Origin of the sequence: Thermoplasma sp. Kam2015, assembly GCF_003205235.1 — an archaeon.
GTDB lineage: Archaea > Thermoplasmatota > Thermoplasmata > Thermoplasmatales > Thermoplasmataceae > Thermoplasma.
This window is the reverse complement of sequence record NZ_QJSM01000028.1, coordinates 26,341-32,530: the sequence shown is the minus strand read 5'-3', so window position 1 is coordinate 32,530 and position 6,190 is coordinate 26,341. Positions and strand designations below refer to the sequence as shown.

The following is a 6,190-nucleotide window of genomic DNA, read 5'->3' as shown; positions in this document are numbered from 1 at the left end:
TTAAATAATATATTAGTATATTAAAATTTGACAATATATGGGCGGACAGAAATCATGGCATGGTGTGGACAGAAGTCTGTTCAACTGGTACCCTATAATTGATGAATCAAAATGTGATAGCTGTGGAATGTGCTTATTGACCTGTGGAAATGATGTGTTCAGGTGGGATGGATCGAGGAATATGCCACTTGTGGGAAATCCCGGAAAATGTGTGATAGGATGTACTACATGCGGAAAACTATGTCCAGAAGATGCGATTAGCTTTCCGGATGACCCAAAGAAATACGTGAAAGATGCTATCCTAAAATACAAGATATTTCCAGAGGTAAAACATGAGCTGCAGGAGAGGATTGATAAATTCCCTGATCACTCGGTACATTTAGAGGCGATAAAAAATGACTGAGATCGAACAGCAGAATAAATTCGCAGTGTGGCATGGTATTTCCAGATCCACAATTCACTGGGAGCCTGTTATCGATGAGAATAAATGTACTGGATGCGGCATGTGTGTTGTCACCTGCGGAGAAAAGAGAAATGTGTTCGGTTATGATTTCGACAGGCATAAAGCAGTGGTCATGTACCCCGAAAACTGCATGGTTGGCTGCAATAACTGTACCGTGGCCTGCCTGTGGAACGCCATAACGCATCCAGATGTTTCAGGAATCAAAGAAGTTGTAAAAAGCCTTACGGCAGAACAGCTACAGAAAGAATTGAAAAAGAAGCTCAACGATAATCCTTCTTTACTTGCATGAATCAACGAAGGCTGATATAAAGAAATCCGATCAAAAGTCGATCTAGCTTCAAGTTTTATTTTTATTTCTGATTCATGATTCTTCTTCTATCTGTATATCTTATCCTAGTTTTATCATCATATATTGCTTCTCAAGTATATAGCAGTTCAAATATAGGCATTAAGGCAAAGATGATGGTTATCTCATAATTTTAGAAATGGCTTTACATCAGAATCTATGCGTTGGAAAGGGAAAGTGTGGACAGCATCAATCGTTTAGGGATAGATATATGGAAAGTAAGATCTCCAGCGTTGGGACATGTTATTTCATTATTGTCATTAAATTGAGCTGTATTTCAGATATCCAGGATGCAAATGAACAGAATATGCACGTCTTTATTATCTTAATTTGAATCATATTATCATGAACAATCCAGGATTAAGCATTGACCTTGATATCGGAAAAAAGGCAGTCCAGATAGCCAGACTAGCCATTGAATCATATATACGTTCTAATGAGACCATAACTGCTCCCAGAGAAGGCTTTTTTTCTCAAAACCACGAAATACCTATCAGAACACGAACTACCAACTGATTATATCTTTCTGATTGACTTACCACAAATGTTTGTAGATAACCCGTATATAAAGCCGATAGACAGAGAAAGCGTTGCGAAGAGATTGAAATATGCGAAGTTTAAGACAAAGGCATACGATATCGAATACATCGATTACGACACAATTTGTGATAGATTAGCAGAAAGCTCACACCCTAATAGAGATTATCTACGAACTAAAAAGAAATATGAGCCATACTTATTTGCAGACTTTGTTAAAGTAAGCTACGGAGACGATGAACCGATATATATTCAAATCGATAAATATAATATACTAATGGTTGATGAAACTACATAATCCACAATTGACCGCATTCAACCGCTGTTAGCCAATTTAACAGTTTATTTTAACAGAATTTAACAACTCCGATGATAGCCACAATCCGAGACTGGTATGGGCTGACTTGTATAAAATTTATGCGAATGGATAAAATTGATAGGGCTGGATTTAAATGCGAAGATTTTTATTTTAATTGGGAAATAATGCTCCATTTCTGAACCCTTTTACATCACACACACTGCTATGTTTTATCTAGTCTTATCGCCGTTTCCACCAGTTCCCTATATTTAGGCCTGATATGATAGAACGTGAATTTTTTGATCTCCCTCTTTTCGATTATACCTGCATCATACAGCTTGTTCAGGTGCACCGTTATGGTTGGCTGCGAAAGATTCAGTGCCGGAACCAGCTCGCAAGTGCAGACCTCATCGTACTGAATCATCAGATCGAGAATGGCAAGTCTGACCTTTGAGGCAAGGGCTTCGAGTATCCTTTCACTGCCCTCATAGGCGTTTAGATCGGTGTTCCTGAGCTTTATTATCCTGCAGGTTGATTCCATAACCTGTTAACATCCGATTATACAATATATAGTTTTCTGACTATGAGAATATTTGTCATAGTCAAATAGAAATATAACTATTTGATTATGGTGTTGGTGAAACAGAATGGAAAGACTTGAGTTCGGTATTCCTGAATGGGCGTTTGAGTTTCACGGGCACAAGTGCCCGTATATGCCGATGGGTTACAGGGCCGGCGCCTATGCACTTAAGCTGGCGAAGCTGGATAAGGAGAAAGATCACAGGACATTTCTACTTTCTGAGATGTCCGAAGAGGATATGAACGGCTGTTTCAACGATGGAGTTCAGGCTTCCACTGGATGTACATATGGGAAAGGTCTGTTCTCGCTTCTCGGATACGGCAAGCTTGCAATCATAATATACAGGCCAGGTGGTAAAGCTATACGTGTCCATGTGCGAAACAGCTTCATGGACGAGCTAAATGTAAGAGCCTCCGAATTTTTCAAATACAGAAAGCAGGGAATGGAACCCTCTGAAATCCCCTCCGAGGCTATAGATCCGGTCCTTGAATGGATCGCAGGCCTGCCTGATGAGGATATATTTGAATATGCCGAGATCCAGGATTTCAAGTTCAAACCTGTAAAGAAGGACGGATCTAAGGTAAAATGCGAAATATGCGGCGAATACACCTACGAGTCCGATATAAAGGTGCTCAATGGTAAATTCGTCTGCAAGCCAGATTACTATGGCCGGAAATGATGCCTATGTTTGGGGCACTCTATATAATAATACTCATATTGACATGGATACTCTCAGCTCTATTTGCCATATCTGGGGTTGGTGCAGCCAATACTCTCATACCGATTTACTATTCCTTTGGCATACCTTTCTCGATCGCAGCGGCCGCAGGATTGTTGCTTAACGTCTTCTCACTCTCCAGCGCAACGGCAAACAATGCAAAGCATAATTTCATCATCTGGAAGATCGGCGTGATCTTCCTCATACCGGCCGTGATAATGGCGCCAGTTGGGGCTATGGTGGGAGTACATACGCCGAGAAAATATCTCCTCATAATATTCGTCATATTCCTCTCCTACACGCTGTTCAACCTAATAAGGGGGCGAAAGAGCGATAGAAAGAATGCCGTTTTGACCGGCATAAACGGAGCTATAACGGGAATATTCATAGGTGCCCTGGCTGGATTCCTGGGAGGTCTGCTTGGGGTTGGAGGCGGCATGATCATACTGCCCGTTCTCACATTCATGGAAACTGATTACAAGAAGATCGCCGGGACATCCGCATTCATAGCACTCTTTTCGTCGGCATCGGGCTTCATGTCATACCTTGCAATACTCAGGGGCGTTAACTACATTCTCTGGATAATAGTACTGGTCGGTGGGGTGGCTGGAGGTTTGACAGGATCCCTGATGATGCACAGATTTGACAGCAGAAAGGTCCGCCTGCTAATCATCGTGATAATTCTCTTCGTCACACTGAAGACCGCCTATACGGTTGCATTATCATTCCGATGACCGGCGCAGTCTCGGGAATCCACTTTCCATTGACTGGAACGCGGCGTACACCGGATAGATATGTGATAGATTTCAAAGACTCTGGAGGCCAGAGGTTCCTGGTCGTCCCCTATAAATTATTTATTTTTCAATAACATCCATCTGCTATGAACATAGGGATCATTGGCACCGGTCAGCTGGGTTTTATGATGATAAATGAGGGCCGAAGGCTTGGAAACAGGTATTTCACGCTAGACTCTAATGGAGTTGGCCCAGCATCACTAATAGCAGATGCACACTTCAGCCCGGAAGAATATAGAAAATTCGTGGACGAGTCTGATGTGGTCACTTTTGAATTTGAACATGTGATGGAGGAAGCCCTCAGTTATGCGCAATCTCAGGGAAAGCTATTTCCCAGCAAAGAGGCTGTGGACCTCAAGAAGGACAGATCAAGGGAGAAGGATTTTCTCTCGGATCATGGCCTCAGGGTTGCGGAATACCGGGTGGCAAACAGCTTTGAAGAGGCCGTCAGGTATGCAAAGGATTTCGGCAAGGCGGTTATAAAGAATGCCTATGGAGGATACGACGGAAAGGGGCAGGTCATATATGACGGCAGTGTGAGCGAGACGCTTAAGGGCGATAAATTTGTTGTCGAGGAATTCATAGACTTCGATTATGAAGCCTCCATAATAGCGATCCGTGATCGGGATGGAAATTTCACATATTTCGATCCCACGTACAATTACAACAGGGAGGCAATATTCATCTACAATATCGCGCCAACAGAGGATCTCTCCATGCCAGATATGGCATTGAAGCTGATGCAGGCCCTGGATTATCACGGTGTTATGGGCATAGAGTTCTATGTGAAGAATAGACAGGTAATAATAAATGAATATGCACCGAGGGTGCACAACTCTGGACATCACACACTTCTCGGATCATCCATTTCTCAGTTCGAGGAGCATGTGAGGGCCATAAGCGGCCTGCCAGTTCCAAAACCTGTGCTCTACAGACCATCCTCTTCGATAAATATACTCGGACAGGATCTTGATCACGATAAGGTTGTAAAGATACTTTCTCTGGGAGAATCCAGTGTGTATTGGTATGGTAAGCAGGGTATAAGAAGGAGGAGGAAGGTAGGTCACGTCAACCTGACTGGCTATACACGAGACAAACTGGAGGAAAGGATCGCCAAGACTATGGAAGTGCTTTATCCTGACGGCGTATCAAACTATATCTGATCGCCAGAATATCATAAAGGATTGCAGAATAATTTCAATCTCAACTTAAGTTGGATCACAATATCGTTATAGCCCTCACGCCTTCAACAGCTTTAAGATCCTGTATGATATCCGGAGGTACCTTCTGCTCGGTAACAACCACGGCCTTTGGATCCTCCACCAGTTCAGGATCATCGACTATTACCTGTCTTATGCTTATCCCTCTCTTTGCTATTATGCTAGATACGCCAGCAATTATTCCAGGCTTTGAGGCACTCTCCGGCAGTATCTCGATCACACCATATCCGAGCTTTGAGCTGACCTTCCAAAGATTCGCCACTGGCTCAAGCTGTGAAAATATGGGATAAAGCGTTTCATCATTGATGATGCGATCTAGAACACTGATAACGGACCTTCGATCCGTCCCTGTGGCCTTTGCAAGCGTATTTGGTCTTATCTCTATATCTCCGCACATCAGCACCGGTTCGTCATAGAGTTTTGCCACGCGTATTCCTATTGAAAACATCTTCTTGACTATCTTCAACTGTGAAGGGCTTCTGGAAAATTTCTCGTAGATGTAAGACCACATTCAGAATAAAATGATCATGCCGTACTTAAATTTTTCAGGCTGAAACTGCCGATCAAACATGATCGGAAGGATTTTTTCATAGGTTAGTATAGCTGTGATCATGAGACGTATCCTCTCTATTCCCTATGGGAATAGCCAGATTGTTATCGAGATAGGGGATATAACGGAATCTGATGCCGAAGCCATAGTCAACGCAGCCAACTCATCGCTGATGGGTGGCGGTGGTGTTGATGGGGCCATACATGCAGCAGCTGGGCCAGAAATGGACCAGGAGCTCGCAAGGATAAGGATGGAGAGATATGCAGATGGGCTCCCGGCTGGCAAAGCTGTTATGACGAGAGGTTACAGGCTGAGATCGAAGTATGTGATACATACGGTTGGACCAATCTGGAGGGGAGGACATGATAATGAGGATGAGACGCTTGCCAGTGCCTACAGAAACTCGCTTGAACTTTCTGCGGAGAACGGCATACATGACGTAGCCTTTCCGGCGATAAGCACGGGCATTTACGGGTTTCCATTCGATCGTGCAGAGAGAATAGCACTTGAGACCGTTCTCTCCTTCCTGAGAGAAAAAAAGGAAGGGTACGTTATAAGATTTGTATTCTACACTGAAAAGAACGCACAGGAATTTCTAAGGATACTGAAAGAATACGGCATATACAGGGGAAATGAATGATGATCCATGGAATTTGATCGGATAATGATACTTGGGCAGCGATG

9 protein-coding genes are annotated in these 6,190 nt (G+C 43.2%); 7 read left to right on the top strand and 2 right to left on the bottom strand.

Annotated features, from left to right (window positions below; translation table 11 throughout):
• Positions 1 to 37: 37 nt before the first annotated feature.
• The 3 genes from DMB44_RS06625 (at position 38) to DMB44_RS06615 (ending at position 1,644) form a co-directional block, all read left to right on the top strand.
• Positions 38 to 403 carry a ferredoxin family protein gene (locus DMB44_RS06625; RefSeq protein ID WP_110642066.1) on the top strand — a complete coding sequence of 122 codons (366 nt, stop codon included), beginning with the start codon at positions 38 to 40 and terminating at the stop codon, positions 401 to 403.
• Positions 396 to 752 (top strand): ferredoxin family protein, encoded by a 357-nt coding sequence (locus DMB44_RS06620; protein ID WP_110642064.1) that lies wholly within the window; start codon positions 396 to 398, stop codon positions 750 to 752. Before DMB44_RS06625 ends, DMB44_RS06620 begins: the two co-directional genes overlap by 8 nt.
• A 601-nt stretch (positions 753 to 1,353) precedes the next feature.
• The gene (locus DMB44_RS06615) at positions 1,354 to 1,644 is read left to right on the top strand and encodes a hypothetical protein (RefSeq protein ID WP_110642063.1); all 291 of its coding nucleotides are present in this window, start codon (positions 1,354 to 1,356) and stop codon (positions 1,642 to 1,644) included.
• A 223-nt stretch (positions 1,645 to 1,867) separates the two neighbouring features.
• Here DMB44_RS06615 and DMB44_RS06610 read toward each other — a convergent pair whose 3' ends face one another.
• Positions 1,868 to 2,185 carry a helix-turn-helix transcriptional regulator gene (locus DMB44_RS06610; protein ID WP_110642060.1) on the bottom strand — a complete coding sequence of 106 codons (318 nt, stop codon included), beginning with the start codon at positions 2,183 to 2,185 and terminating at the stop codon, positions 1,868 to 1,870.
• A gap of 106 nt (positions 2,186 to 2,291) precedes the next feature.
• On the opposite strand from DMB44_RS06610, the gene DMB44_RS06605 reads away from it, so the two are divergent.
• The 3 genes from DMB44_RS06605 to DMB44_RS06595 all read left to right on the top strand — a co-directional run bounded on the left by DMB44_RS06605 (position 2,292) and on the right by DMB44_RS06595 (position 4,899).
• Positions 2,292 to 2,903, top strand: coding sequence for an FmdE family protein (locus tag DMB44_RS06605; RefSeq protein WP_110642058.1), 612 nt, complete (start codon positions 2,292 to 2,294; stop codon positions 2,901 to 2,903).
• A gap of 5 nt (positions 2,904 to 2,908) precedes the next feature.
• Positions 2,909 to 3,676 (top strand): sulfite exporter TauE/SafE family protein, encoded by a 768-nt coding sequence (locus tag DMB44_RS06600; RefSeq protein WP_237265339.1) that lies wholly within the window; start codon positions 2,909 to 2,911, stop codon positions 3,674 to 3,676.
• Between the two features lie 146 nt (positions 3,677 to 3,822).
• Positions 3,823 to 4,899, top strand: a complete 1,077-nt coding sequence (locus tag DMB44_RS06595; RefSeq protein ID WP_110642056.1) for a 5-(carboxyamino)imidazole ribonucleotide synthase — start codon at positions 3,823 to 3,825, stop codon at positions 4,897 to 4,899.
• Positions 4,900 to 4,954: 55 nt separating this feature from the next.
• On the opposite strand, the gene DMB44_RS06590 is transcribed toward DMB44_RS06595, so the two are convergent.
• Positions 4,955 to 5,467: an ACT domain-containing protein gene (locus DMB44_RS06590; RefSeq protein ID WP_110642054.1), complete on the bottom strand. Its 513-nt coding sequence runs from the start codon at positions 5,465 to 5,467 to the stop codon at positions 4,955 to 4,957.
• 100 nt (positions 5,468 to 5,567) lie between these two features.
• On the opposite strand from DMB44_RS06590, the gene DMB44_RS06585 reads away from it, so the two are divergent.
• Positions 5,568 to 6,146 (top strand): O-acetyl-ADP-ribose deacetylase, encoded by a 579-nt coding sequence (locus tag DMB44_RS06585; protein ID WP_110642052.1) that lies wholly within the window; start codon positions 5,568 to 5,570, stop codon positions 6,144 to 6,146.
• Positions 6,147 to 6,190 lie beyond the last annotated feature (44 nt).